The organism is Thermobacillus composti KWC4, from assembly GCF_000227705.2.
Taxonomy (GTDB): Bacteria; Bacillota; Bacilli; order Paenibacillales; family Paenibacillaceae; genus Thermobacillus; species Thermobacillus xylanilyticus.
In genome coordinates, this window is the sequence record NC_019897.1 from 1413852 (window position 1) to 1440641 (window position 26790).

Genomic DNA, 26790 nt, shown 5'->3' on the forward strand with positions numbered 1-26790 from the left:
ATGCAATCGAGCACCAGGCCGGGTGACAAGCTTGCGGCATGGGTCATCTACCTGATCCTGATTGTAACGGCCATCGCTGTCATTTATCCGCTCTATTGGGTGGTCCTCGGCGCCTTGAACGGGGCTGACGCTGGACCACTTCCGCGAATTGTTCAATGAGACGGATTATCTGATCTGGTACCGCAACACGCTTTTTGTCGCCGTCATGAACATGATTCTGTCCACGGTGCTCGTCGTTACGGCGGCTTATGCGTTCTCGCAGTTCCGTTTTCCCGGCAGAAAGCAGACGCTGATGGCGATGCTCGTGCTCCAGATGTTCCCGAGCTTCATGGGCATGATCGCGATCTACATCCTGCTCTTGCAGATTAATCTGCTGGACAACCTGTGGGGCCTCATCCTCGTCTACGCGGGCGGGTCGATTCCGTTCGGCGCCTGGCTGGTGAAAGGGTATTTCGACGCGCAGCCGAGAAGCCTGGTGGAAGCGGCGAAAATCGACGGCGCATCGAACTTCACCATATTCTTCAGAGTCATGATGCCGCTGTCGGTGCCGATCGTCACGTTCGTCGCGGTCAACAATTTCATCGGACCGTGGATGGATTTTATTTTCGCCCGGCTCGTGCTGCGTTCCAGCGACAAATATACGCTGGCGATCGGACTGTTCAACATGGTGACCGGCCGGTCCAACACCGACTTCACGAAGTTCGCGGCGGGCGCGCTGCTCGTCTCGATTCCGATTGCGCTGCTGTTCCTGTTCCTGCAGCGATACATTATTGAAGGTTTGAAAGCGGGAGCCAACAAAGGATGAGGAAATTCCGACTGTTCGCCATCGTGTTCGCCGTTGTCGTCATCCTTTTCTCGAGCGCGGTGCTCTGGATCGGGATGCGGCAGCAGCAGCTGGACCAGGCGCGGATGAAGGAGGCGCGGGACCGGGATTCGAACGTGTTCTACGAGATCTTCGTCCGCGCCTATCACGACAGTGACGGCGACGGCAAGGGCGATCTGAACGGCATTACCGCCAAGCTGGACGATCTGCAGGAGATGGGCATCAGCGGCATCTGGATGACGCCGATCCACCCGTCGCCGAGCTATCACGGCTATGATGTGACGGATTACTACGCGATCCATCCGGATTTCGGCACGATGGAAGATTTCGAGCGGTTGATCGAGGAAGCGCACAAGCGGAACATCCGGATCATCATGGACCTCGTCGTCAACCATACGAGCAGCAAGCATCCATGGTTCGTCGAAGCGAAGTCGAGCGAGAACAGTCCGAAGCGCGACTGGTATGTCTGGGCGGACGAAGAGACGAACGTGAACGCGGTCAGCGCCATCGGCGGCAAGGCATGGCATCCGGTCAGCACCGGCCGCTACCTGGGCATCTTCTGGGACGGCATGCCGGATCTGAATCTGGACAATCCGGAAGTGCGCGCGGAATTCATCCATATTGCCCGCTTCTGGCTGGACAAAGGGGTGGACGGATTCCGCCTCGATGCCGCGAAACATGTGTACGAGGACCTGCAGGGCGACAACAAGCGGACGGAAGTGGCGGAAAAGAATGTCGCGTGGTGGCGGGAATTCCGCGCCGGTCTGGAGGAAGTGAAGCCGGATGTGTATCTCGTCGGCGAGGTGTGGGACGCGCCTTCCGTCATCGGTCCTTATCTGGACGGCGCGCTCGATTCCGGCTTCAACTTCGATCTGGCTGGACGGCTGATCCAACTTGCGAAATCCGAGAACGCGACGGATATCGCCGCGAGCATCCGCCGTGTCCACGACTACTACGCCGAAGTGTCGGGCGGCAAGTTCATCGACGCGACGTTCCTGTCGAACCACGATCAGAACCGCGTCATGAGCCAGCTCGAAGGCAATGTCGACCACGCGAAGACGGCCGCGGCCTTGCTGCTCACGCTTCCCGGCCGGGCGTTCATCTACTACGGCGAGGAGATCGGGATGCAGGGCGTGAAGCCGGACGAGAATCTCCGCCGGCCGATGGACTGGGACGAAGTCGAGCGGCAGCATAACGATCCGGACTCGCTGCTCAATCATTACCGGCGGCTGGTCAACTGGCGGAAGCTGGAGCCGGCGCTGGCGTTCGGCACGGTCGAGTCGTACGCGACCGGGAACAAGCGCGTCGTCTCGTTCATCCGCGAGCATGAGGGCGAGCGGCTGCTCGTGCTGCACAATCTGTCCGGCGAACCGCAGAAGGTCGGACTCGAGTCGAAGGCGGGCATCGAGGCGGATGCTTTGGCCGTGACGCTGGCGTCCGCGCCGGGGATCCAATACGACGGCGGCGAAGCGACGCTGCCGGCGTACAGCACGGCGGTGCTCAAAGCGAAATAAGCGTTGGTTCGTGAAGACGAGGACGTCCGGGAGCGGGCGTCTTCGTTTTTTGCGCCGGTCGTTCATGCTCTCTGTTGCGCAAGCCTTGCCCGGAGCGGGTTTGACAGCCCGCCGTCCGGCTTCATGCCGGTTGTCAATGAGAACCGTTATCACTTATAATAGTAAAATCGACTGTCAGAGGAGAGAACCTGCCAGCATGACCGCCCATCCCTTCGCAACGGAATCGAGCAGACGCCGGCGCGCTGTCCTGGTGATGACGGCAGCCCTAATCCTGATTGCGACCGTATGCGTCATCAGCATCAACACCGGCCATATCCGGCTGTCGCCGGCGGTCGTGGCGAAGACGCTGTTCGGCCTGGGGACCGACCGGGAAGAACTGATTCTGTTCGAGTTTCGGCTGCCGCGCATTGTCATCTCGATTCTGGTCGGCGCCGCGCTTGCCGTATCGGGCTGCATCCTGCAGGGCATTACCCGCAACGCGTTGGCCGATCCGGGCATTCTCGGCATCAATGCCGGGGCGGGTCTGATGGTGATGCTGTTCGTGGCGTACGGTTCGACGTCGACGTTATCGACGCTGTTCATGCTCCCGGTGTTCGCCCTCCTCGGTGCCGGAGGGGCGGCGGCGCTCATCTTCGCCCTCGCGTACCGCCGTCACGACGGCGTGTCGCCGACCGGTCTCGTGCTGACCGGGATCGCGGTGGCGCTCGGACTGAACGCGGCTATCATCGTGCTGACGCTCCGGCTCAGCCCGGAACAATATCAGTTCGCCGCTACTTGGATGGCGGGCACGATCTGGGGAACGAACTGGAAGTTCGTGCTGGCGATGCTGCCATGGGTCGCGGTGCTGCTGCCGTACGCGCTGCTCAAGGCGAGGACGCTGAACGTGATGAATCTCGGCGAGCAGACGTCGGCCGGGCTCGGGGTTCCGGTGCAGCGGGAGCGTTTCAAGCTGCTCGCCGTTGCCGTCGGCCTCGCCGGCTCGTCGGTCGCCGTCGCCGGCGGCATCGCCTTCGTCGGCCTCATCGGGCCGCATCTCGCCCGACGGCTCGTCGGGCCGCAGCACCATTACCTGCTTCCGGCATCCGCGCTGCTCGGCGGCCTGCTGCTCGTGACCGCCGACACGGTCAGCCGGCTGCTCGCGCATCCGACCGAGATCCCGACCGGCATCGTCGTCGCTGTCATCGGCGCGCCGTATTTCATCTACTTGCTGATGAAGACGAGAGATTGATACCGAAGCCGCCCGCCGGGGCGGTTTTTTTGCCGCTGACGGAATGCTTGCGGCTTAAGGTATCAGGTGGTAAATCTGGATCTCGGCGACCACACCCTCCTGAACCTCGAATTGCAAATGGTTATAGCCCTCATCCGTTATCCAGTAGGCTGCATTGCGGGGATCGGTTCTTCCGTCAGGAGCCATCTCAATAGCCGGATAGGCGTTTTTCAATTCTTCCAATGTGCTTCCGACTCCGATGCCCCGCGGTGTCAGGTACCCCTTCCCGGAAACCTTCATGGACATGATCCAGAACGTCTCGCCGTTCTGCTTCGGTGAGAACAGTTCAAGATGAAGCCCGTCGTAGTCCAATCTTTTGACAAATGACCCCGTGAGGGTGTCGGCATTTTCGAGCACTTCCACGGACTGCGCTGCAGGGGGGCCAAGCACGTCTTCGAGATTCACTTCGTGATCCCATGCATGAAGCGCAATGATGGAATCGTTGACCTTAATGGAGAAGTCGTTGAGCGAGATGCCGTCGGTCGTTGATTCGGTTGCATCATCGTCTTCCAATGAATCGTCAGCCGGTTCCGATTGACCGTCCGGTTCAGATTCGCCGGCCAAGAAAGGAGCGAGCAGCTCAACCAACCGGCCTGCGATGTCCTCCGGCAACGTGTAAATGGTCTCCGTGTTCGTCACGTACATGATCGCTCCCGCGGTTCCCTCCGGATGCAGCCACATATGCAAGCCTTCTGTGTGCCCGTTCGCGTAAACCATCTCCACATCATATTCCGGTTGCGCCACATCAACAATGCCCGGCTGCTTCTCCGCCTTTGAAACAGCCAGCTTGAACAGTTTAAGTGTCGGTCTGTCCTCGAATACCGCGAAAAAATCCGGATTGACTTTCCCGAAACCGGTTGACAAGGATACACCGACTTTTGCTATGGTTGGATTAAACAGGTAGTTGGCGCCATGGTACACAAAGGGTACGAGCACGAACAGCAGCAGGAGAGGCAGAATCTTTTTCAATCCCCCGGACCTCCAGAAATAGAATCGATTATTTCGATTAGACGTGAACATCCATTGAATGGTTGCGTCCAAAAGCCGACGATTCCCCTGACCGGGAATGACGGCATCCCGATTCATGATGAACCGGAACTGGAGAAATGGATATGAAATTGCGAAAAAGGTACGTGCTCATCGCAGCCGCCATTGTGGTCATTCTGCTCTGGATGGCCAGCTTCTTCTCTCCCGAAGGGGCAATCCGAAGATACATGGTGCTTCATCTTCACCCGATCAGCGCCTTCACGTCGAAATTTACAGACATGGAGCGGTATGATCTGCAATACGGCCATCTTTACGACGTATCCGGTTACTCGGCTCGGACGACCCGCGATGCGTTAAGTGTATTCTATGTGAAAAAGAAGGGGCCGTTCTGGTATGTCAGCAGCGTTGGCTCGGCTCCATAAATGCAGATCTGTTTCACGAGTTGGAAAACGGTCGCCATGCCTGAACAACTCTACGTCAGCGATGTCATGCATGGCATGATCTTCCGCAAAGCTCAACGCGCCCTCATCATTCTCTGGGCAACCCTTCGAACACAACCCGTCGATGACCGCACCCAATTTGTTGTGGGAGCTTCCCCCCCCCCCCCCCCCCCCGTATAAAAATCGAGCTCGCTCCAAAACACGTCGTAAATCCGCAAGAACTACGCCAGACTGCTGTCCACGAACCATTGCCGCAGCTTCCGTGCCTTTTGGTAGTCCTTCTCAAGTTGGGCGGACTGAGGCGCGCCTCGACTCCCAGGGCGGGATCTCTGTAAACCTATCAATTAGGAAGTCTTTCTTTTTTATTTTCAAAACCATCACGTACAAATAATTACATCAATGTATCAAATATCTTGACTATAAACATATTAGGATATATTATATAAATAAAAATGAAAAGGAGGAAAATTATGAGAACTCAAAAAGTATTTGCCTTTGGCTTTGCCCTTCTTCTAGTTGTTTCTCTAACAATGTCGGCTACAAATGTTAATGCTTCTATCGATCCAATCAACCATATTTTAGGGGAAGTTGATCTGGCTATTTCTGATGAAGTAAAGGTTGAGCAGGCAAAGATTGCGGCGGTTGCGAAAAAATTTGAAGCGATGGTTAATGAGGAAAAAAGGAATTCAAAGAGATTGCTATCAGCCGGAAGCATACCGGAAACGTTCAATTTCTATTTGGTTGATGTCGAAGATTCCATTTCATATTTTTATGAACTCTCACCCAATCAAAAGCCCTATCTTGAAGTAGCTCCGGCCATTGTACAAGAAGCAGCGGACTCCGATCAAGCCGGCTTTAAAGTTGCAGCTTCCGATCCTATACCTGACGGGATAGGAGGCAGAACCAAACTCCTTAGCACTGCTGCCAGATCGGGGAACATGTACACGGAAACCATAAAATTGGGAACCACGTCTCAGGTTACAGCTGCTGACGGTGAAGCTCACTCTTACGTGGGATTTGGGGGTACCGGTACTAGTTCAGGGTCAACGGTGAATGTTGAGGTTGATGCCGGTTTATCATATTCTTATCCCAATTCAAGTATTGGTGCGACTCATTATAGATGGAGAGCCAACGTTTTCGTCTCCTATGGTTCAAAAACCTATCAGCCGGGGACCTATAAGTCCGGATACGACGAGGCCACCTATCGAAACGGTTATATTCCCGGTCAAGATCTGGAACTTGTACTTTGGAAAAAATACACGGACTCCTCTGTTACGAATGCCATTCGATTGAAACTGATGGGTTATGCTCATTGTGCTGACCGACTATGCAATAACGAATCGGATACCTACTTGACCACCATCATTGAGTTTACGAACGTGAACATGACAAGCTTGAATTACTGGAAACAAGTGGCTACTATTGCGGGATCGGGATTGGGTAAGACGTATGCGGAACATCGGAATATTAAAGTTGATGGTACTTCTTATACGCCTACACTCGATGCCACTGACAAAGCCATTGTGACTATCTCGGGGAACAATGTCACAATGAGTGTTTCAGACAGTTATAGCTGATCAAATGGACATACTGGAATAAAATGGTTTAAAAATAGACCGTCACCCGATTTGTCAATGAGGCAAATGGATTCAAATCCTGCCAGGAGCATTGCAGGATTTGAATCCATATTCATTTTAGGTAAAATAATATGAGGGGATGGCGGTTAAATCAATGTATGTAATTAACATGAAATCGGAATGTGGATAACTCAAAACTGTGGATAACTCGTCATTGTCTCTGGAATCCCCGTTTCGATGCAGGTTTTGGGACGGGACTTCGAATCTTCTTGCATTCACACGGGAGTGCAAATCGCTTTTTTGGCAAACCCAAAGAAGCCTGTGATTTTACAGGTTCTCGTTTCGTCGTGTTCAGGAGATGCATCCATCCGTCATGCCATTTGCTGAATGGACACGAATCGTTCAGCAAACGCGCGAAGCTTGTATTGTATGGTTTCGACGATGCCAGCGAGTGTCGGATTCGGCGCAAGCCGGATATGCTGGTATCGGCCGGAGCCGACCACATTGCCGGGCACCCGGATCACCGACCGGCGAATCGTTTGGACTTCGCACCGCTTGAGCGACTCCGGCATCAGCGTCTGCTTGAACCAGACCATCACGTTGTAGGCGATGGCTTTGATCCAACTGAACAGCAGGTTCCGGAGCAGGGAATGCTGGCTGTTCTGTTCCACCGCATAACCTTCTTTCAATTCATCAATGCGATTCTCGATGTTGGCCCGCTTGTTGTACGAGCGAAGCAGCGGCAAAGGCTTGAGATCGGCATTCGTGACGATGGCTTGGAAGGAATAGGTCGTAAGTGCCATCGTCAATTGGTCATCGGTCGTACGCTCGGTTTCGTGGGCTTCCCGGTAGATGACGCAGCGCCGTGCTTTCTCCCAGTTGGTGAGGAGAATCGGGATGTCGGCAGCAGCCCAACGATCGTCTTCGGTCGCGAACGTGGTGTCCTCTTGTTTTTCCGACAGCGTTTCCCAGAATGCCGGATGTTGCTCAAGGTAGGCAATCGCCTTCTTCACAGTGGCCTTCTTCGGCAGTTTGAAGATGTACTGCCATCCCCGTTCTTCAGCGTACGCCATGACAGCGTCATCGGCAAAACCGCAGTCGGCCCGGATGCCTTCGATGATCCATTCCGGCGGCAACATCGCCTCGATTTCTTTAACGAACGAGAGCAGATCCTTCATGCCGTTCGTGTTGCCGGGATTCACTTGCAAGTGGATGAGCTCGCCGCTTCCGGCGATGAAGGCAACCCGGATTTTGTATGAGGGGCGTCCGTGGTAACGCGGATTGTAGCCGTTTGTTGCGCCTTCTTGTTCACCGAACAGCGTGATGACCGTATCGTCGATGTCGATCCAGACCAAGCGCTTTTCGCCCGTCCGCGCCTTGCGTGCCAGCAAATCCCGATTTAAGGCGACAAGCTGAATCAGATGGCTCTAGGAAAGCTTGCCCAAGAAGCCGCGGAAGGTGCTTTCGTCAGGAAAGCGGTCGACACCGGTCACGATCTGGTAACCAGGGTCCGACTGCAGGGCATTCATATGCGAAAAACGCGTGTGGCCGAGCAGCGCGCAGTCCAGCAAATGATCGACAAGCTTAGAGGCCGGGTAGACACAGTTGGCTTTTTGCTCCAGATGGAAGTGATCTTCGATCAGGGCATCCAGACCGATGAGTTCCTTGAACCTGGCAAGGAACTGGAAGTTGCCGGCTTCCGTGACGGTGTTGTTGTCGAATGTGACCGGTCTCAACTTCTTCATGATTTGCTTGATTCGGCGACGATCCGCAAGAATTTCAATTCGGCGTTCGCGGCGTGTTTTTTGTTCTGGCGCATGGTTGGTTGCTTGTGGTACCATGTTGCTAGGGACACTTCCTCTCGTTGGTTATTCGTGGTGGTTTAACCTTAGACAAGAGGCTTGCAGTGTCCTGTTTATTTTGCAAAAAAATTAGCAACTTTTTATGACGAAGAAACACTATCACGACACGGATCTTTCAACTTTTGATAAGGTTACTTTCCGATTTCATGATTAAATAAGAGGAGAGTGAAATTTAATTGAAAAGTAATAAAATATTGATTTCGCTGGCACTGACCATGGGACTTGCGCTTTCGTCATATCCTGCTGTTCACGCAGCGTCCCAATCGAAGGTTAACGTTCAATATACATCACGGTTCGTTTCGGAGTTCCCGCAATTGACACACGACGTGATATTCGAAAACGGCCGTATTTTCTTGCCAATCAGAGAACTTGCCACTATGCTGCAGCTCCATGTTCAATGGGATCAAAAACAGAAAGCCGCAACTTTCATTCAGCCCGGAAAAGAATTAATTATTTCCACGAAAACAAAAAAGGTTCAATCCAACGGCAAGACCTATACGTTGGATACCCCTCTTAAAATCCACAACTCACGTATCTATGTACCCGTCCGCTTCGTTGCGGAATGGTTCAACGGTGAAGCCGTGTGGGACGAGAAAACAAGAACCGTCGTGATCAAGGACAATTCGCCTTTTATATCTGCATCGGTCGATCAGGAAATGTATTGGTTCGATCTTTCGAAGGGCGAACTGTACCGCAGCATCGGAGGCCAGACGCCGGTCAAGCTTGGCAGCTTCAAAGTCCCTGATGGAGTGGGGGCGGCGCCGACTTTCACTTCGATAGAAGCTGAAAAAATGAGCGGTTCGAATCGGTGGTTGTCTATCCATCTGGTTGTCCACGGGTTCACCGGCATTTATGTTGTGCACGGGGTGTTTCTGAAGGACGGGCAGGAATTGCATCACGCTGAACTGGAGTACAGCGGAATATACTCGTTGGTGCATATGAGCCGGTACGATCGGTATGCTGTGTTGTCTGACGGCATTCAGGTTCAAATCGTCGATGCCGAAGGAGAAATCGTGAAAGAACTCGACCTTCAGGCATTGACCGGCGTGGACGACCGACTGATGATTGAGAAAGTGACGGATCGGTACATGCTGGTGAGGCCTTTCAAGACGCCGTATCTGATTCTTGTTGACCTGATCAAGCAGGAAGGTGTCAAGCTGTACCAGCAATTCTATTCCGAAGAAGATCAGCTTGCGAGCGAAAACGTGGGCTACAACAGCTATGAGTTTCTCCACTACTTCGATTTGCACCTGGAAAAAGAAGAAGGCAACACGCTGTATTTTACGAGCAGATCCATCGAAACCGGCGAAATTCAGACTTATACGTACACGATTGGCAAGTAATATCGATTCTTGCAGTCCGCCCTGGACGGCATGTTGCCGGGGCGGATTTTCGTCTGCATGTGCACACCAAGCGGTTGTTCGCAGGTCAGCATGCCTGACCCGTCTGCGTCCCCCTTCGGATGCCGAACACCGCCATGGCGACAACCGGCAGACACGCCGAGAGCACGAAGATCCACTGCATCTCAAGCGCTTCCAGCGCCAGCCCCCAGCCGGCCGCGCCGACCCCGATGCCGAAATCGAGCGCAACGTAGAAGGTGGCGTTCGCCTTGCCGCGGTCCGCCGGGTCCGCGTTCGTCACGGCCATCGCATTGAGCTGCGGCACCAGGCAGCCGTTCGCGAAGCCGAACAGGGCGGCCCAGCCCAGCAGCTCCCACAGCGAGCGGGAGAAGCCGATGCCGGCGAGCGCGATGATCAGAAGGATCAGGTTCACGATGACGATCGCATTCGGACCCGACCGCGCCGACCACCGGCCGACGATGAAGCGGGACAAAGCCAGCGCCGCGGCCTGGACGAAATAGAACAACCCGATGCCTTCGATGTTCCGGCTGATCGCGAAAGTCGGGAGGAAGACCGTGACCGAGCTGGTCGAAAGCGAGACGAACAGGACGACGGCCGACGGGCGGACGGCCCGGGGTTCCAGCATCATCCACCGCGGCTTCGCCGCACCCGGCGCATCGGCGGCCGGACGGCCGTCTCCGGCTGCCGACCCGTCGCTGCGCCTGCGCTTGTCGGAATCGATTCCGGCCCCGATGACAAGCGCGATCAGCGCCACGGCCCCGGTCGCACTGTAGAGTACGGTGAAGCTGAACGTATCGAGAAGGGACAAGGCGGCGGTCGGCGCGACGGCGATGGCCAGCGTGCCGAACAGGCCGAAGTAGCCGAGACCTTCCGTCATCCGGCGTTCCGGCAAGACGTCGGAAGCGATCGTGCTGGACGCGGTCGAACTGGCCGAGAACGAAATGCCGTGCAGAATGCGGAGCAAGATCAGCGCCGGTATGAACGCGACAAAGCCGTACAGGAAGGTCGAGATCATGTAGACGGCCGTTCCGATGAGGAAAATGGGCTTCCGACCGTACGCATCAAGCGAGACGCCGATGAACGGGCGGGTCAGGAGGGCGGCCAGCGTGAAGAAAGTCATCGACAGGCCGGCGAGCGCATGGCTGCTGCCCAGATGATAGAAAAAGAGCGGCATCGTCACGATCTGCACCTGCGTGCAGGTCCGAACGAGCGTGGTTGCGGCGGTCACTTTCACAAAATCAGCGGTCCAGATCCGATCCGCCGGCGCGCGGCGGGCGGAAGCGGGGGAGCCGGCGGTCGGCATGCAGTCGTCCTCCCGAGAACTCATTCACGCGGTTCACTAAATCGTTTTAGCTTTTCCAAGAGTATCGTAAGGAAATCTAGCTTCCATGTCAACCAAATGGATTGACAGCTTATGGTGCAAGCGCTATCATATTTTAAGCTAAAACGACATAGCCAGGATTGGAGGGTTACCATGATCAAAAAGGCCAGCGTCACCGTTCATCCGTCGTACAAGATCGGCGTTGTGGACAAGCGGTTGTTCGGCGCGTTTCTGGAGCCGATCGGGAACTGGGTCTACGGCGGCATCTACAATCCCCATCATCCGACCGCCGACGACATGGGGTTCCGCAGAGACATCTTGGACGCCGTCCGGGAGTTCGACCTTCCCGCGCTTCGTTTTCCCGGCGGCAACTGGGTATCGGGCTGGGATTGGAAAGGGTCCATCGGACCGCTCGAGCAGCGCCGGGCGCAGCTCGATCTGGCGTGGTTCCAGATTGAGCCGAACATCATCGGCCACAACGAATATCTGGAATGGACCCGGCGCGCGGGCACGGAGCCGATGTACACGATCAATCTCGGCACGGAAGGCATCAAGAGCGCTGCGCAGCTCGTCGAGTACTCGGTTCATCCCGGCGGCACCTGCTGGTCGGAGCTGCGGCGGAAGCACGGCCATCCCGATCCCTGGCCGATCAAGACGTGGTACCTCGGCAACGAAATGGACGGTCATTGGCAGATCGGCTCCTGGGAGAAAGATCCCGTGGGCTTCGGCATCCGCACCCACGAGATTTCCAAGGTGATCAAGTGGATCGACAACAAGGCGGAGACGGTTTTTGCGGGCACTTCGGACCATCACAAACATTTTCCCGAATGGGAGATGGCGGCTCTCGAGCAATGCTACGAATCGGTCGATTACGTGTCGCTGCACCATTACCACTCCGTGCCGGAGGGCGATATCGCCAACCTGCTCAACATTTCGTCCGTCTTCGAGGACTACATCCGGACGACCATTGCCATCTGCGACTACATCCAGACCAAGATCCGCACGCCCAAGAAAATGTACATCTCTTTCGACGAATACGGCGCCCATTTTGGCAGACAGGTCGAGGTGCCCTTCGGCCGCAGGGGATGGCATGACGTCTCGAAGAGCTACTTCCAGTTCGCGCCGCGCGAGAACGTCTTCAAGAATCCGCTGGATTGGCTGAACGGGGAGGAGGCCGGAAACACGGCACGGTTCCACAACCATCAGATGCTGACCGCCCTCGCGATGTCGTCGGTGCTGCTCACGTTCCTGCGCCATGCGGACCGGATCAAGATCGCCTGCATGACCGGCGGGCTGCGGAACGCGATCGCGTTTGACAGCAAGCACGTATGGAAGAACGCAACCTATTACCCCTTTTATCAATTGAACCGGCTGGCCCGCGGCGGCATGTCGATCCTGCCCGTCGTCGACGGCCCGACGTTCAATACGGAGCAGTTCGCGCTGTCCGGATCGAACCAATGCCACGCTTACGAGAACGTGCAGGCGATTGAAGCAGCCGCCGTTCACCATGAGGAGAAGGGCGAAGCCGTCGTCTTCCTGATCAACCGTTCGGTCGAGCACGATATCGCGGTCGAGCTGGATGTGAGAGGATTCGAGGGGTACAGGCTCGTCGAGCATCTCGAAATGTACACGGACGATCTGACAAAAGGGAACAGCCACGACCAGCCGGATGCGATCATCCCGAGACCGAACGCCGGTACCCGGATGGACGGCGGGAAGGTGACGGCGCTCACGAAAAAGTTGTCGTGGAACGTGATCCGCCTGGCCAAATCCTGACGACATTCTTGACATCTCGCATGCCATTCCTTATAAAAGGGGTAACACGAATGGAATGGGACGGATGGGGATGTCGACGATCAAAGAAATTGCCGAGCGGACGAAGCTTTCGGTCGGCACCGTATCCATCGTGCTGAACGGCCGCGGCGATGAGATGCGGATTTCGAAGAAGACGCAGCAGCGGGTGTTGGAAGCCGCGCAGGGGCTCGGCTATCTGCCCAATATTTCGGCCAGGCGGCTCCGGCAATCGGGCACGCGCAACATTCCGGCCATCGCCACGTTCTGGCCTTCCGATCTGGCTCCGGAACTGCTCGGCCGGTTCTTCACGGGCGCGCAGAGCCCGATTCTGGAGCAGGAATATGCGTTCGAAATGTCGATCCAGCCTTACAAGCGCGGCCATGTCGAGAAGATCAAAGAGATGTGCGACAGCGGCATGTACCACGGCGCGATCATTACGGGCGTCTCCGCGGAGGAACAGCGCTACCTGGAAAGCAACCGGTGCAACGTGCCGACCGTGCTGTTCAACCGCGAGAGCAGCGTCTACAGCTGCGTCTACGTCGACTCCTACGAGATCGGCCGCAAGGTGGCGGAATTGTTCGCGAACCGCGGCCACAAGAAAGTCGGCACGATCGTCCCTGAACAACTGGTGAATGCGGAGAACAATCTGCGCTACCGGGGATTCGTCGAGTCGTGCGGCAGGTACGGGCTGGAAATCGAGGATCGGCACATTCAGGTCGCCCCGATGTCGATGGAAGGCGGCAACAGCGCCGCCCGGCGGATCGTGGAAGGGGGAGGCAGGGTGCCGACGGCCATGTTCTTCCCGATCGGCATCATGGCGGTTGCCGCCCTGCCCGTCTTCCATCGCGCCTCCATCCGCATTCCGGACGATCTGGAGATCGTGACCTACGGCGATCACGAGGCCGAGAAGTACAGCGTTCCGTCGCTGTCGACGGTCAAACTGCCGGTGGAAGAAATGGCGGCGGCCTGCATCCGGCTCGTCATGGGATTGATCCAGGATCCCGGGGTGGGCCCGAAATCGGTCGTGTTCGAGACGACGTTCATCTTCCGCGAGTCGTGCGGCGGATTTATCCGGGAACTGTAACCCCGCATTCGCCTGTTCGCCTGCTCGTCACCACCCGGTCGAATCGAACCGCATATCCGCATCCGATCCGTATCGCAAGCCGGCTCCCCGAGCCGGCTTTTTTCGTTGCCGCTGAGCCTGAACGCGGCGCCTAGGCGGTCTTGTACGGAAAGCGGACCATAACCCTCAGGCCGCCCGTATCGACGGATTCGAAGTCGATGGATGCCTGCCGTTCGCCGAACATCAGGCTGAGCCGGCGGTACACGTTCCAGATGCCCAGATGACGGCTCTCGCCGGCAGCACGGGACACATCCGAGACGTTCTGGCGCAGTGCGGCCAGCTTCGCGGGCTCCACGCCGATGCCGTTGTCTTCCAGCGTGACGACGACGAGCTTGCCGCCGTCCGCCGTATGTTCGGTGCCGCACGTGATCAGGATGCGGAAGGACTTCGTTTTCTTCTGATAGCCGTGGATGATCGAGTTTTCCACGAACGGCTGGAGGGTAAGCGGCGGCACGGACGCGCTGCCGAGTTCGGGAGGCATGGAGATGTCGAACGACAGAATGTCCGGATAGCGATACTGCTGGATCGTGAGGTAGTCCCGGATATGGTCCAGTTCTTCCTTCAAGGTCAGCACCGTCCTGCTGCTCGCCGTCACATAGCGGAAATAGCGCGCGAGGAGCTGGGTCATGTGCTGCACGGACTCCTGATCCCCGAGCTGAGCCAGACCGCTGATCAAATTCAGGCTGTTGCTGTAGAAATGCGGATTGATCTGCATTTGCAACTGTTTCATCTCCGCGAGCTGCACGCGCAGCTGCTCCTCGTACACCGACACTTTGAGCGTTTTGATCTCTTCGGCCATGTTGTTGAACGCGAAGTTCATGTAATTGAACTCGTTGGATGCGTTGAGCTCGATGCGCGTATCGAGATCGCCGTGCGAGATGCGCTGCATGCCGCGGATGAGCGTGCGCATCGGCGTCAGCAATACGCGCCGAATGAAGGCAATGTAGAAGACCACGATGATGAAAATGACGGCCGGCATCCAATAGATGACCTTCTGGAAGAAAGAGAGATTCTGCAGGACATCGGTGGAAGGGATCAGGATGACGTACCGGAGTCCCTGGTGCTCGGAATATCGGGACAACAGAAAATATTGCGGATTGGATCCGTTGTGTTCGGCGCGGTCGTTCAAGATCTGCCCGACGCGTTCCGGCGGAAGGCCGTGCGACACGAGCACCTCCCCGTCTGCGGACAGGATCGCCGAATGAACCGCGCCGAGCGATTCGAGGAGGCGGTTGAGGTTGATCCAGGCGCCCAGATAGATGTCCGGAAAATCGCGGTAGATCCGAATCAGATACAGTTCGCCGTCGATCGACACGAAATCCGAAAGGAATGTGCCGTACGCGATCCGCGAAGATTTCGCGACATCGTCCATCAAATTTTGCGCAGCCATGTACTTCCGGTCGTAGCCGGATCGGTTCGTTGTGAGCAACAGCGTCGAATGCTGCGGCGAAAAGTAGGTGAACGAGTCGACGTCGGGCATGAAGTTCAGCATGTAGGTGAATTTGGTGTTGGTCCGCACCTTGATCAGCGTGTTTCGCGTCTCTTCCCGGAACGGGTAGTCGATGGCGGTCGTGTCCAGTTCCTTGTGCAGAAAATTGGCCAGGTACTTCTCCGCTCCCATGAACAGCTCATCCGTCTTGTTGATGAAGTTGGCCAGCGTCTTCTCGTAGGAGTCGGTGACCTGCGTCCTGACGATGTTCCGCGCATAGGTGTTGACGTAGATCAGAAAGGCCACCAGCGGAGCGATGACCAGGATGAAGAGCAGGACGAATTTCGTCTGGATTGAATTCAGAAACTTCATCCTCCATCTGCGCTTCGCCATTCGGCTTCCCTCCTTGAACGTATTATGATCCGCAGGTCCCGGGCTTGTCCATACCCGGCCGGCTCCCGGAGCGCGAGATGTCAACGAATTGCTATGACAGGTTGAGAGAGTGTTAGCGAGGATCCGCGCGGGCGGGATATACTCGACACATCTTGATGCGAAGCGGGTGAATGGCTTGGCGTACGGACAATCAACCAAATGGAGAAAACTGCTGAAGTTTTGGCCGCTCTACCTCATGATGCTCCCGACGATCGTTCTCCTGCTCATCAACAACTATCTGCCCATTGCGGGGCTCATCATCGCGTTCAAAAACGTGAACTATGTCGACGGCGTATTCGGCAGTCCCTGGAACGGATTGAACAACTTCAAGTTCCTGTTCTCGACCCGGGACGCCTGGATCATCACGCGCAACACGCTGCTGTACAACGCGGTGTTCATCGCGTCCAACATCATCGTCGCCCTTATCTTCGCGCTGATGCTGAACGAACTCAGAAGCCGATGGCTGCCGAAATTCTACCAGGCTTCGATGTTCTTCCCGTTCTTCCTGTCCATGGTGGTGGTCAGCTATCTCGTGTTCGCCTTCCTGAGCAAGGGGAACGGGTTCGTCAACAACAATCTGCTGCCGCTCTTCGGCATGGAACCGATCAGCTGGTATCAGGAGCCGAAATACTGGCCGTTCATTCTGCCGCTGATCAACATCTGGAAGAACGCCGGTTACTACACCGTCTTTTTCGTCGCCTCGATGGTCACGATCAGCCACGAGTACTACGAGGCGGCCGTCATCGACGGCGCGAGCAAATGGCAGCAGGCGATCCGCATCACGCTGCCGCAGCTGATGCCGCTCGTCACCGTGTTGACGCTCTTGCAGATCGGCCGAATCTTCTACGCCGACTTCGGGCTGTTCTACCAGGTGCCGCTCAACTCCGGCGCGATCTATTCGACCACGAATGTCATCGACACCTATGTCTACCGCGCCTTGCTCACATTGGGCGACTTCGGCATGTCCTCCGCGGCGGCGTTCTATCAATCCGTTGTCGGTTTCGTGCTCGTGTTCCTGTCGAACTACATCGTGCGCAAGCTGGACCGCGAGAACGCGCTCTTCTGACGCGCAGCCGCACGCTGGACTTGCCAGGGAAAGGAATGAGGAATTTTGCTGAAACGCGGTCTCAACTCGGTTCATCCGGCCACCGGCGCGTTGTTTCACATCATTTTCATCCTGTACACGATCCTGTGCATCGTACCGATCTTCCTCGTCGTGGCGGTGTCGTTCTCGGACGAACTGACGGTTGTCGCGAATGGATACCAGTTCATACCGGAGAAATTCAGCACCTACGCCTATGAATTTCTCTTCAAGGATTCAACCCAGATCTTGCGCTCCTACGGCGTAACGATCCTCGTCACGGCGACGGGCACGCTGCTCGGGGTGTCGATGATGGCGATGTACGCGTACCCGCTCTCGCGAAACGATCTGCCGTTCCGCGGTCCGCTGGCCTTCTTCGTCTTCTTCACGATGTTGTTCAACGGCGGTCTCGTTTCGTTCTATCTGGTCTATGTGCGGTTTCTCGGACTGAAGAACAGTTTGTGGGCGCTCATTCTTCCGCTGCTGGTCGCGCCGTTCTTCATCCTGGTCATGCGGACGTTCTTCAAGAACATCCCGTCGGAACTGATCGAGGCCGCCAAGATCGACGGCGCCGGCGAGTTCCGGATCGCGGGAACGGTCATCTTCCCGCTGTCCGTTCCGATTCTGGCGACCGTGGCGCTGTTCACAGTGCTCAACTACTGGAACGACTGGTTTATGAGCCTGCTGTTCATCTCGGACGACAAGAAAGTGTCGCTCCAGTATCTGATGTACAAGACAATGCTCAACATTCAATACCTGACGTCCAATACGCAGGCCGCACAGGGGATCGCGCAAGGCGGTTCGGCGGTCGAGCTGCCGTCGGAGACGGTCCGGATGGCGATGTGCGTCGTCGGGATCGGACCGATCGTGTTCGCCTATCCGTTCTTCCAGCGGTATTTCGTCAAAGGACTCCTCATCGGCGCGATCAAAGGTTGAATCCGCGGCAGATTCCGGTTAATCACGGCTGCGAGGCCGGATTGACATAAAGTCGCATGTCCCAAGGGAGGGTGCAGATGTTGAGAAAGAAAAAGCGGTTGGTTCTGCTGGTCATGCTCGCCGCCATGCTCGCGCTTGCCGCATGCGGCGGCAGCGGCGGAGGCGGTTCGGACAGCAAGGGCGGAGCAAATTCGGGCAATGGCGGCTCCTCGTCCGGAGGCGGGGATCAGGCGGCGGAAATTGACGCTTCCAAGCTGCCGCCCTATGAAGTGATCCTGATGTATCCCGGCTCGCCCCAGCCGGACGAAAAGCTCGTCGAAGAAGCGATGAACAAGATTCTGAAAGAGAAAATCAACGCGACCATCGATATCCAGCCGATCGACTGGGGCGCATGGAACGACAAGATGAATCTCATGTTCGCTTCCGGGGAGAAAGCGGACCTCGTCTTCACCGCCAGCTGGAACGGCCACGTCGACAACGTGACGAAAGGCGCGTTCGTCGAACTGGACGGCCTGCTGGAAAAGTACGGCCAGGGCATCCTCGAGTCGATCGATCCGTTCCTGCTCGAAGGCGCACGCGTGAAAGGCAAGCTGTATGCCGTTCCGACGAACAAGGAAATCGCTGCGTCGTGGGGCGTCCTCGTGCGGAAAGACCTTGCGGACAAATACAACATGGATTTCTCGAACGTGAAGACGCTCGCCGATCTCGAGCCTTTCCTGCAGATCATCAAGGAGAACGAACCCGATGTCACGCCGCTGTTCCAGTCGTCGACGCAGACGCTGGTCGGTTATGTGAACGGATATGACAACTTCGGCGATCCGGGAGTCCCGGGGTCCGTCAAATTCGGCTCCACCGATCCGACATTGAAATATTTGATCGAAGAGCCGGAATACCTCGAGAATTTGCGGCTCCTTCGCTCCTGGTATCTGAAAGGGTACATCAATGAAGACGCGCCGACCTCGACGCTGCAGGCGAACGAGACTGCGCGCACGGGCCGGGTGTTCATGTGGCCGGAGAGCCTGAAGCCGGGCAAGGACAAGGAAATGGAAAGCACGATCGGCTTCCCGCTGACGCAGATCGAGATCGTGCCGCCGTACATCACGACCGCCGACACGACCAACTCGATGATCGGCATCTCCCGCACGTCCAAGGATCCGGAGCGGGCGATGATGGTGCTGAACCTGCTGCATACGGACAAGGAGCTGCTCAACCTGCTCGACTGGGGCATCGAAGGCGTGCACTATGTCAAAGTTCCGGGCAACGACAACATGATCAAGCTGCCCGACGGCGTCGATCCTTCCAAGCGCGCCTACAACCACGGTTCGCAATGGATGTTCGGCAACCAGTTCCTCAGCTATCTGTGGGAGAATGAAGCGCCCGACAAGTGGGAGCAGTTCCGGAAGTTCAACGAATCCGCGGAGCCTTCGCTCAGCCTGGGCTTCACGTTCGACCCGTCCAATGTCAAGGCCGAGCTCGCGGTCCTGAACAATATCCGCGACGAATTCACCGCCGCGCTCGAGACGGGCTCCGTCGATCCGGACGAAGTGCTGCCGAAATACATCGAGAAGGCGAAGGAAGCCGGCGCCTACAAGGTGCTGCAAGAGAAGCAAAGACAGCTCGAAGAGTTCCTGGCTGCGAAAAAATAAAAAACAACCAATCCGTCCCCGCAACAGGTCCGCAGCCTGCGGGGACGGACTGGTTTTTCCCGAAGGATCAGCGCTGCAGGAAATGATTGCGATATTCATGCGGGGACATGCCGACGATCCGCCTGAACATTTTGGCGAAGTGGGAGAAGTGCGTATAGCCGACGGAAGCGGCGATCGAACTGATCTTGACGTCCGGCGACCGGAGCATGTCCTTGGCTCGCGTGATGCGGGCTTGTATGATATATTCGCTCATCGACACCCCCACTTCTTTCTTTAAGCTTCTCGGAAATTCATTTCCGTTGTGGACTCTAGCTTTCTGGCCAGGGTCCTTTATTGTTTCACCCCCAAAATAGGGATGCGAACAAACTTTCCTCTTGACATTTTCGAAACTCCCCAACAATCGCCGAGAAGGCATTTTTTTTACTGCCTATCTCTAGAAAATTGGGTGATTGTGTGAAAATCGTTTCTCGTTCTCACCAGGACTACTTGACCTTCGTAAGCGATCAACTGCGCAAGGAGTTCGACACCCCGGAAGCCATGTTGTTCTTGCAACACTTCTATCGCGACTTGATCTTCTGGATCACGCCGATCGATCTGTCCGCCACCGCTTCCTTGATGCGTTCGGCTTACTCCTCCAATCCCAGAGGCCGCAAGCCCCACGATCCCGCCGACATGCTCCGCTGCATGTTGCTCTTCACCAAGCTCGGGCTCAGTGTCGATGACGGAGTCGTCGCGCTGCGAACGACGCCGGTCTATGCCATTGTCTGCGGCTTTAAACCCGGTGAGACGCCGGGTGTCGGAACGTTCTACGACTTTTTCCCCCGGCTTTGGCGGGCATCCACTCCGCATAAGACCGGGCGCGTCAAACGCCGCTTGAAGAAGCCGCGGAAGAAGGGCAAAAAGAACGAAAAGCAAGAGCCCAAAAACCCCAAGATTACGGAGAAACTCGTCTCCCGCATCCTGCGCGAGGGCAAGATCCACTACGCCCCCAAGGAGCACGACCTGCTGCAACAGTTGTTCCAATCCCTGTTTGTCCTGCCTTCTGCGGCAAAAGGATTGCTTGGCGATACGAGCGCTTTCCGCGTCATCGGCGACGGATCTCCGGTTGAAACCGGCGCGCGTTCGTACGGCAAGTTCCTTTGCGATTGCCGCAAGTCGGGCAACTGGAAATGCTCCTGCAAACGGCAATTTTCCGATCCGGATGCCGATTGGGGCTGGGACAGCTATCGCGAGAAATATTACTACGGGCGTACGCTCTACATGTTCACCGCAGCCGACAGTCCTTACAATTTGCCCGTGTACCCGCGATTGTTTCGCGCCAGCCAACATGACTCGGTGTCATGGATCTGCGGCTACCGCGAGCTGCGTCACTGGTACTCGGACTGGAAGGTGGGAGAGGCGCTCCTGGATTCGGCCCACGACGCCCTCCCGATCTATACCATGCTGGAACACGATGATGTTTCCGCCATCATCGACCTGAATCTCAGGCGTTCCGGGCATACGGTATACAATGAAATGAAAATTGGCTCCGATGGCGTTCCTGTCTGCCCCATTGGACGCAAGATGGTCTGCTGGGGCAAGTGTTCCGGGCGACAGCGCATCAAATGGCGCTGTCCCGCCAAAGTCGGCAAATGGGAATGCCCGACTCCCTGCTCGCCTTCCGATTATGGAAGAACGTTCTACACATCCACCGCGGATAACCCGCGCCTGTTCCCGCGCATCCGCCGTGACAGCAAGGAATGGAGAAAGCGTTACGCGCTGCGAACCGGAGTGGAGCGTTGCATCAAGCGCCAGAAAGTCGATTACAACCTGGAAGCTTCGCGCGGGCGCAGTTCCCGCCACTGGAACATTCGCGTGTACTTGATCGCCATGTGCCAGCATGCCGACGCGTGGCTGGAAGAAGCGAAGAAGCAGAAGCAGCTCGTCTCTGTCGAGCAATGGCTGGAAGGCTTGGCGGCAGCTTAACGCCAAAGGACTTCATAGCATTTTTTAAAAAATGCCCTTTTGAGGGTTCTTTGGCATGCACATTCTTGAAAACAGCTTTCATAGGCGCCGCTTCATCGACATTTCTGCCTCATTCACCCCTCATTCGGACTCAGAACGACTGCTTAATTCCGAGCTCCTATTTCTTGAACAGTCTCGACAGGTAGGCCGGATTGAGATGGACGAGCCGGGCGATCGATTCCAGCGACAGATCTTCATCGAGATTTTCGTTGATATGGGCGAGGGTCGTCTCGATGGCCGGCGAGCGCAGCGAAGGACGGCCGAGCTTCCGGCAGCGCGCGAACAGTTCCTCCGTCAGCCGGGCAGACCACAGGCTGAGCGTCTGGATCGACCGGCAGTGGGCATACAGATCGTTGTCATCGCCGAAGATCGGCAGCTCGGAGAGCGGAATGCCGTGCACGCTCGACACCTGGAAGATCATGTTCATGAAACCGATGCAGAACGCCCGCAGCGTCTCGGGCGTGGCGGAACCGGAATCGGCCAGCGAGTGGAACCACTCGTCGTGCGCATGCAGGAATTCGGTCTTGCGGCCGGTCTCCAGCATCGTCTGCCATTCCTCGAAAGCGGGGAGCCGGATATCGACTTGGATGTCGCGATTCCGGGCGGATGCGGCGCAGCAGACCGTCCGCATCTCCGTCACGTTGTCCCGCTCGGCGCGCAGCAGCTGCCGGAAGCTGTACGGCACCTGCTCGATCGGACACGGGTCTCCGATGTAGCAGGAGACCGAGCAATAAAACATTTCCCCGCAGGTCTCGACGAAGTTCCGGCATCGTTCCGTCAGCTGCTGCTGCGGAATCGGCTCGGCCCCTTCCGCCAGATAGATCAAGAGCACGTTCACGCCGTTGCGGTCGTGCACGGACCTTCCCTCCAGATCATCCCGGAGGATCAGTTCTTCCGCTGCTTTGCGCAGCGCGTATTCCAGCGCTTCCTCTTCGGACGCGCTGAACGAGCCGTGCCACAGCTCGATGCTGATGAGCACCGGCAGAATCGTAAGGTCGGGACGCAGTCTGATCCGGTAGGATTCGATGGTCGACCGGATATTGTCCGGCGTCAGTCGAATCCGGTGGTTCAGCACATCCTGCCAGAAGCGGTCTTCGAGGATCGGCAGGTTTCGCTGCCATTGCAGCTGCGATTCCTCGTAACTGCGATGAAGCGATTCCATGTCCCGCTCGTGGTCCAATTCCCGGATGGCCCGCTCAACGATCGATTTCAATTGCTTGAAATCCAGCGGCTTGAGCAGGTAGTCGAGGGTCCGGTATTGCAGCGCCTTCTGGATGTATTCGAACTGGCTGTGTCCGGTCGTGACGATGGCTCGAACTCGCGGATAGCAGCGGTTCACATATTCGAGCAGACGAATGCCGTTCGTCCCCGGCATCTCGATGTCGGTGATCAGGATCCGGACCGGATGGTTGTCCAGAATCTCGACGGCATCTTCATAATCGCCGGCCGTATGGATGCGTCGGATGTCCAGGTCCGACCAATCGATGCCGCGTTCGATGGCGCGGACGGCGATGGGTTCGTCGTCCACTATCAGCAGATCGTACATGGCGGAGCCCCCATTCGTTATTCCGGCTTCTACATCATCATGAAAACCGCGTGACAGGAAGTAAATCACTGATTTTACTTTTTGTATCGTTGATTTGACATGGACAGATTGGTTTTGATTGTTGTAATTTCGTTTTAGCAACAAGCAACGGTTTTGTCATCATGACAAGCCATCCCTGGATATATCGATACTACCATGTTCCTACAGAAATGGTAAACCGGAATTCTCGCTTCGGGGAGGCGATGGACAGATGCGCAAGGTACTGGTCGTCGACGACGAACCTTACATGCTGGAAGGCTGGAAGACGATGATCGACTGGAATGCCTACGGTTTCGAGCTGTGCGCGGCCGCATCCGACGGGGAAGAAGCGCTGAAGCTCGCCGACGCAACCCAGCCCGATCTCGTCTTCACCGACATCCGGATGCCCGGAATCGACGGCATCGATCTGATCCGCAAGCTGAGGGAGAAGCGGCATCCGGGTTCCGGGGGCGGGCCGAAAATCGTCATCATGAGCGGCTATCCGGTATTCGACTATGTCAGACGGGCGATGCCTTACAAGATTGAGCGCTATATGCTCAAACCGCTGATCCCCGAGGAGATCCACGGTCTGCTCTCGGAACTGGCCGCAAGCCGGGAGGCGCCGGGCGCGGACGCCGCCGCGGATGCGGGCGGGACGGCGGAACCGCCGGGCGGAGCCGTCGGCCGGGTGATCGAATATGTGAAGGAGCATTACCGCGAGACGATCCGCATCTCCCGGCTTGCCCGGCTTGTCGGGCATCATCCCGTTTATCTCGGCCAACTGTTCAAACAGAAGACCGGGTATTCGATCCCGGAATATGTGCACCGGCTGCGCATCGCGGAAGCCCGGAAGCTTCTGCGCCGGACGAACCACAAGATCGCGTACATCGCGCAGCAGCTCGGCTATCACGATCCGGATGCGTTTACCGGGAAATTCAAGGCGATGGTCGGCGTAACGCCTTCCGAATACCGGTCCGGCGTCCGGCAAGACTGAAGCCTTGCCACATGCCCCGGAAGGAGGGGATGCGGGATGTTCCGACCGGCCGCTTTCCTTCAACGCATTAATGACATTCCGCTGAAATACAAATTTCTGCTCATCTACTTTCTGTGCGTGCTGTTGCCCATCATCGTCATCAACGTATTCTTCTACCAGCGGAATTCGGCGGACATCAAGCTGCGCGAGATGGACAATCTGCAGAAATCGATCGAACGCGCATCCGGCGAACTGCTCGGCTTGATTGAAGAATCCGTCGCGCTGAGCCGGTCCATTGCAAGCGACGCCGCGATCAACGAGGTGTTGGACCGGACATATGCCGATCCCGTTGAATATTTCGTCGCATACCATGATTTTCTCCGGAACAATCTGACCCGCTATACGTCCACCTATCCGAACATATCGGACATCCGGATTTACACGGACAACGACTCCATCCAGTCGGGCTCGAACTACTACGTCATCGGCAGCCTGAGCGGCGCTCTGCCCTGGCTGGATCAGTTCGCCGGCCGGGACGGCGACGTGCGCCTGGCCGCTTACGAAGAACGAGATGTGCTCAATTCCGGCCAGCGCATCAGCGTGCTGAGCAAGATGAACCTGTACGCCGCGAATTCGAGGTACAAGAAATATTTGCGCGTCGACCTGAATCCCGAGAAAATCTACAGCATCATGAAACGGGAAGACGGGTGGCTGCGGCTGCTGCTCATCGACGACCGGGACCGCGTCGTTCTCGACAGCGCGAGCATATCCTTCCGGACCGGCGTTGCTTCTTCGGTCATCCCGGTGCCGCCGGAACGGGGTTCCGGCTACGTCATTGAGCATACGCTCGGACAAGCCGGTTACATCAAGGGATGGAAGCTTATCGGCATCGCGGATACAAGACGTATCGAAATGCTGCATGACGCCGCCCGCCGGTCCATCCTGTGGCTCGCGGCCGTCAGCGCGATCATTCCGACGATTCTCATCAATGTGCTGTTCCGCTCCTACCATTTACGGGTGAACAAGCTCGCCCGGCATATGGCCCGCATCCGCGACGAACGATTCGAACCGATCGCCATCGCGGAGGGCAGGGATGAGATCGGCGCGCTGATCCGTTCGTTCAACGCCATGGCGGTCAAGATCCATTCGCTGATCCATGAAGTTTACAAGCTGGAGATCCGCCAGAAGAATCTGGAACTGGAGCATCTGCGCGCCGAGCTTTCGGCGCTGCACAGCCAGGTGAATCCTCATTTTCTGTTCAACACGCTGAACGCGCTTTATGTCGTCTGCGTCAAGAACGGCTACCGCGATGTCGCTTCCGTCATCCGCGACCTGTCGCTGCTCATGCGCCAGATGCTGAGCCGCGGAGATGATCTGATTCCGCTTCGCGAAGAGCTGCACTTCACGGCGATGTATCTGCAAATCGAGAAGTTCCGGTTCGGCGATTTGTTTGAATACGCTTTCGAAGTCGATCCGGACGCAAACGAAATGCGGATTCCCCGGATGAGCGTCCAGCTGCTTGTCGAGAATGCGTGCAAGCACGGCTTGCAGGCGAGGAGGGACAATCGGAGAGTCGCCGTCACGGCGAAGCTGGAAGATCAGGCGCTTGCCGTAACGGTGGCCGACAACGGAATCGGCATGGAGGAGGAGAAGCTCCGGCAAGTGATGGACATGGCCAGGTCCGACGGCGGCGGACATGAGCATGTCGGCATCCGCAATGTTTGCAAGCGGTTGGAACTGTATTACCGCGGCATGGCGGCATTCCGGATCGATAGCAGGCCGGGCGAGGGCACAACCGTCGGGTTCCGCATCCCGATCAGGCTGCTGATCGAAGAAGAAAGCAAGGAGGGGCGATGATGGCGTACAGCGTTTTGCTTGTGGACGACGAGCCGCATGCGCTCGAAGGTCTGCAGCTGATGGTGGACTGGGAACGTTTCGGCTTTCGGGTGGCCGGCACCTGCCGGGACGGAGAAGAGGCGATGCTGCGGATTCGGATCGATCCGCCGGATCTGGTCGTGACCGACATCCGCATGCCGGTCATGGACGGGCTCGCCTTGATCGAAGAAGCGCAGCGCGCGGGGCATCGGGACTTGCTGTTCGTGATCGCGAGCGGCTACCACGACTTCGAATACGCGGCCCGCGCCGTCCGCCTCGGCGTGTCCCATTACCTGACCAAGCCGGTCATTCCGTCCGAGGCCGAGGAGATGCTGGGCCGATTGGCTGCTGAATTGCGCGAACGGGAGCGTGCGGACCTGGCATCGGACGACATAGAGCCGCCGGAAGCCTCGCACGCGCCGGAGACGGGCGGCATCCAGGCCGAGGTGGCCGAGTATTTGCGCGCCCACTACAGACGTTCCCTGACCATACGGGAGATCGCCGAACGATTCTATGTGCATCCCGTTTATCTGGGCCAATCGTTTGCGCGCAAATACGGCATCGGGATTCTGGACTACGTGCATGAGCTGCGGATCGAGGAAGCCAAGCGGCTGCTGGAGAGCACGGACATGACGCTCGGCGCAATCGCCGAATCGGTGGGATACAATGCGTATCAGTATTTCTTGAAGCAGTTCGAGCGAAGAACGGGCATGAAGCCGGCGGCATACCGCTTGCGGGCCTCCGGCAAAAAGAAAACGGATTCAACATCTTGAATTTCAGG

Annotated in this window: 19 protein-coding genes and 2 pseudogenes; 15 read left to right on the forward strand and 6 right to left on the reverse strand. The window is 56.8% G+C overall.

Going from position 1 to position 26790, the window contains the following annotated elements; genetic code table 11:
- The 3 genes and pseudogenes from THECO_RS06565 to THECO_RS06575 all read left to right on the forward strand — a co-directional run bounded on the left by THECO_RS06565 (position 1) and on the right by THECO_RS06575 (position 3565).
- A pseudogene (locus THECO_RS06565) lies at positions 1-805 on the forward strand (sugar ABC transporter permease).
- Positions 802-2337 (forward strand): alpha-amylase family glycosyl hydrolase, encoded by a 1536-nt coding sequence (locus THECO_RS06570; RefSeq protein ID WP_015254264.1) that lies wholly within the window; start codon positions 802-804, stop codon positions 2335-2337. Before THECO_RS06565 ends, THECO_RS06570 begins: the two are co-directional and overlap by 4 nt.
- A gap of 196 nt (positions 2338-2533) precedes the next feature.
- On the forward strand, positions 2534-3565 hold the full coding sequence (locus tag THECO_RS06575; RefSeq protein ID WP_015254265.1) for a FecCD family ABC transporter permease: 1032 nt from the start codon (positions 2534-2536) through the stop codon (positions 3563-3565).
- A gap of 54 nt (positions 3566-3619) precedes the next feature.
- Here the strand turns inward: THECO_RS06575 and THECO_RS20470 are convergent, their stop codons facing one another.
- On the reverse strand, positions 3620-4573 hold the full coding sequence (locus THECO_RS20470; RefSeq protein WP_015254266.1) for a hypothetical protein: 954 nt from the start codon (positions 4571-4573) through the stop codon (positions 3620-3622).
- A 143-nt stretch (positions 4574-4716) separates the two neighbouring features.
- Here THECO_RS20470 and THECO_RS06585 point away from each other — a divergent pair, with 143 nt between their 5' ends.
- Positions 4717-5013, forward strand: a complete 297-nt coding sequence (locus tag THECO_RS06585) for a hypothetical protein (RefSeq protein ID WP_015254267.1) — start codon at positions 4717-4719, stop codon at positions 5011-5013.
- Between the two features lie 488 nt (positions 5014-5501).
- Entirely contained in the window at positions 5502-6608 is a 1107-nt protein-coding gene (locus THECO_RS06590; protein WP_015254268.1) for a YrpD family protein, read from the forward strand.
- Positions 6609-6979: 371 nt separating this feature from the next.
- On the opposite strand, the pseudogene THECO_RS06595 reads toward THECO_RS06590, so the two are convergent.
- Positions 6980-8449, reverse strand: a pseudogene (locus THECO_RS06595) (IS1380 family transposase).
- 197 nt (positions 8450-8646) lie between these two features.
- Between THECO_RS06595 and THECO_RS06600 the strand changes: the two are divergent.
- Entirely contained in the window at positions 8647-9813 is a 1167-nt protein-coding gene (locus THECO_RS06600; RefSeq protein WP_015254269.1) for a copper amine oxidase N-terminal domain-containing protein, read from the forward strand.
- Positions 9814-9898: 85 nt separating this feature from the next.
- Here THECO_RS06600 and THECO_RS06605 read toward each other — a convergent pair whose 3' ends face one another.
- Complete coding sequence (locus THECO_RS06605; protein ID WP_015254270.1) at positions 9899-11134, reverse strand: MFS transporter; 1236 nt, start codon at positions 11132-11134, stop codon at positions 9899-9901.
- A 171-nt stretch (positions 11135-11305) separates the two neighbouring features.
- On the opposite strand from THECO_RS06605, the gene THECO_RS06610 reads away from it, so the two are divergent.
- A complete protein-coding gene (locus THECO_RS06610) occupies positions 11306-12928 on the forward strand; it encodes an alpha-L-arabinofuranosidase C-terminal domain-containing protein (protein ID WP_015254271.1) in 1623 nt (540 codons plus the stop codon).
- A gap of 70 nt (positions 12929-12998) precedes the next feature.
- Positions 12999-14030 (forward strand): LacI family DNA-binding transcriptional regulator, encoded by a 1032-nt coding sequence (locus THECO_RS06615; RefSeq protein ID WP_015254272.1) that lies wholly within the window; start codon positions 12999-13001, stop codon positions 14028-14030.
- A 130-nt stretch (positions 14031-14160) separates the two neighbouring features.
- On the opposite strand, the gene THECO_RS06620 is transcribed toward THECO_RS06615, so the two are convergent.
- Entirely contained in the window at positions 14161-15891 is a 1731-nt protein-coding gene (locus THECO_RS06620) for a sensor histidine kinase (protein ID WP_015254273.1), read from the reverse strand.
- 166 nt (positions 15892-16057) lie between these two features.
- Between THECO_RS06620 and THECO_RS06625 the strand changes: the two genes are divergently transcribed.
- From THECO_RS06625 to THECO_RS06635, 3 genes are all read left to right on the forward strand, one after another.
- Positions 16058-16996: an ABC transporter permease gene (locus THECO_RS06625; protein WP_408646071.1), complete on the forward strand. Its 939-nt coding sequence runs from the start codon at positions 16058-16060 to the stop codon at positions 16994-16996.
- Between the two features lie 45 nt (positions 16997-17041).
- The gene (locus tag THECO_RS06630) at positions 17042-17947 is read left to right on the forward strand and encodes a carbohydrate ABC transporter permease (RefSeq protein WP_015254275.1); all 906 of its coding nucleotides are present in this window, start codon (positions 17042-17044) and stop codon (positions 17945-17947) included.
- A 77-nt stretch (positions 17948-18024) separates the two neighbouring features.
- The gene (locus tag THECO_RS06635; protein WP_015254276.1) at positions 18025-19593 is read left to right on the forward strand and encodes an ABC transporter substrate-binding protein; all 1569 of its coding nucleotides are present in this window, start codon (positions 18025-18027) and stop codon (positions 19591-19593) included.
- A gap of 67 nt (positions 19594-19660) precedes the next feature.
- Here THECO_RS06635 and THECO_RS22490 read toward each other — a convergent pair whose 3' ends face one another.
- Complete coding sequence (locus THECO_RS22490; protein WP_083883126.1) at positions 19661-20008, reverse strand: helix-turn-helix transcriptional regulator; 348 nt, start codon at positions 20006-20008, stop codon at positions 19661-19663.
- A gap of 38 nt (positions 20009-20046) precedes the next feature.
- On the opposite strand from THECO_RS22490, the gene THECO_RS06645 reads away from it, so the two are divergent.
- Positions 20047-21558 (forward strand): hypothetical protein, encoded by a 1512-nt coding sequence (locus THECO_RS06645; protein ID WP_041853721.1) that lies wholly within the window; start codon positions 20047-20049, stop codon positions 21556-21558.
- 157 nt (positions 21559-21715) lie between these two features.
- Here the strand turns inward: THECO_RS06645 and THECO_RS06650 are convergent, their stop codons facing one another.
- The gene (locus THECO_RS06650; RefSeq protein ID WP_041853835.1) at positions 21716-23143 is read right to left on the reverse strand and encodes a response regulator; all 1428 of its coding nucleotides are present in this window, start codon (positions 23141-23143) and stop codon (positions 21716-21718) included.
- A 250-nt stretch (positions 23144-23393) separates the two neighbouring features.
- On the opposite strand from THECO_RS06650, the gene THECO_RS06655 reads away from it, so the two are divergent.
- From THECO_RS06655 to THECO_RS06665, 3 genes are read left to right on the forward strand one after another with little or no spacing between them, the layout of a single operon-like run.
- Complete coding sequence (locus tag THECO_RS06655) at positions 23394-24155, forward strand: response regulator transcription factor (RefSeq protein WP_015254277.1); 762 nt, start codon at positions 23394-23396, stop codon at positions 24153-24155.
- A gap of 36 nt (positions 24156-24191) precedes the next feature.
- Entirely contained in the window at positions 24192-25991 is a 1800-nt protein-coding gene (locus THECO_RS06660; protein ID WP_015254278.1) for a sensor histidine kinase, read from the forward strand.
- Positions 25988-26782, forward strand: coding sequence for a response regulator transcription factor (locus tag THECO_RS06665; RefSeq protein WP_232427759.1), 795 nt, complete (start codon positions 25988-25990; stop codon positions 26780-26782). Before THECO_RS06660 ends, THECO_RS06665 begins: the two co-directional genes overlap by 4 nt.
- The last annotated feature ends 8 nt before the right edge of the window (positions 26783-26790 follow it).

Coding starts and splice junctions, on each gene's coding strand:
- THECO_RS06570 (WP_015254264.1), top strand. CDS start 802: ATGAGGAAATTCCGACTGTTCGCCATCGTGTTCGCCGTTGTCGTCATC.
- THECO_RS06575 (WP_015254265.1), top strand. CDS start 2,534: ATGACCGCCCATCCCTTCGCAACGGAATCGAGCAGACGCCGGCGCGCT.
- THECO_RS06585 (WP_015254267.1), top strand. CDS start 4,717: ATGAAATTGCGAAAAAGGTACGTGCTCATCGCAGCCGCCATTGTGGTC.
- THECO_RS06590 (WP_015254268.1), top strand. CDS start 5,502: ATGAGAACTCAAAAAGTATTTGCCTTTGGCTTTGCCCTTCTTCTAGTT.
- THECO_RS06605 (WP_015254270.1), bottom strand. CDS start 11,134: ATGCCGACCGCCGGCTCCCCCGCTTCCGCCCGCCGCGCGCCGGCGGAT.
- THECO_RS06610 (WP_015254271.1), top strand. CDS start 11,306: ATGATCAAAAAGGCCAGCGTCACCGTTCATCCGTCGTACAAGATCGGC.
- THECO_RS06615 (WP_015254272.1), top strand. CDS start 12,999: ATGTCGACGATCAAAGAAATTGCCGAGCGGACGAAGCTTTCGGTCGGC.
- THECO_RS06620 (WP_015254273.1), bottom strand. CDS start 15,891: ATGGCGAAGCGCAGATGGAGGATGAAGTTTCTGAATTCAATCCAGACG.
- THECO_RS06635 (WP_015254276.1), top strand. CDS start 18,025: ATGTTGAGAAAGAAAAAGCGGTTGGTTCTGCTGGTCATGCTCGCCGCC.
- THECO_RS22490 (WP_083883126.1), bottom strand. CDS start 20,008: ATGCCTTCTCGGCGATTGTTGGGGAGTTTCGAAAATGTCAAGAGGAAA.
- THECO_RS06650 (WP_041853835.1), bottom strand. CDS start 23,143: ATGTACGATCTGCTGATAGTGGACGACGAACCCATCGCCGTCCGCGCC.
- THECO_RS06655 (WP_015254277.1), top strand. CDS start 23,394: ATGCGCAAGGTACTGGTCGTCGACGACGAACCTTACATGCTGGAAGGC.
- THECO_RS06660 (WP_015254278.1), top strand. CDS start 24,192: ATGTTCCGACCGGCCGCTTTCCTTCAACGCATTAATGACATTCCGCTG.
- THECO_RS06665 (WP_232427759.1), top strand. CDS start 25,988: ATGATGGCGTACAGCGTTTTGCTTGTGGACGACGAGCCGCATGCGCTC.